At 42.8% G+C, this 601-nt stretch carries 1 pseudogene; it reads right to left on the bottom strand.

Annotated features, from left to right (window positions below):
• Positions 1–136 precede the first annotated feature (136 nt).
• Positions 137–447, bottom strand: a pseudogene (locus HMPREF1640_RS13940) (IS30 family transposase); the annotation flags it as partial.
• Positions 448–601: the final 154 nt, after the last annotated feature.

Genomic DNA, 601 nt, shown 5'->3' on the forward strand with positions numbered 1-601 from the left:
CCAATTTTTCAAAAACCGCGTTCGAGACAAGTGGGCTTTTAAAGGAAAAAACCGAAAACGCGCATACATTCCGCCACTATCTTGAAACGCACGCGCAATCCCATTCGCCCCCAAGAGCCAACCAGCAAGCGCAAAATTACAAAAGGTGTTTGAAGAATTCGCGTTTGGGTGTAGAAAAGCTTAATTTTTCTCTCGGTCTTACGTTCAGTTTCTTTTGTATCAAATCCATTCCCTTGCCTGTGTAATGTTCAAGCGAATCTTTTTTCGGTATGTATTGACTGATTAGTTTATTTGTATTCTCAATAGCTCCCTATTGCCATGAACAATATGAAACGGCGAAATACACGGGCACTCCCAAGAACTTTGCAATGTCCTTATGTGCCGCGAATTTTAGTCCGTTGTCTGTTGCAATGCTTTCAGGCGGTCCTTGAATGGCAACGGCAGTTTTTCCTGACCACCTTTGCTCCGAGGTTAATTGATGATATTTCAAAATACAAAGTTGATTGACCTTTGGGATACTACGCTCTCCTTTTTTTATTTGTATTTCTGGTTGTTGTTTCCTCGCCGTGAGACGCGGACAACCTCTCGCTACGCTTCGAGA

The sequence above is a fragment of the Prevotella sp. S7-1-8 genome, from assembly GCF_000758925.1.
Lineage (GTDB): Bacteria > Bacteroidota > Bacteroidia > Bacteroidales > Bacteroidaceae > Prevotella.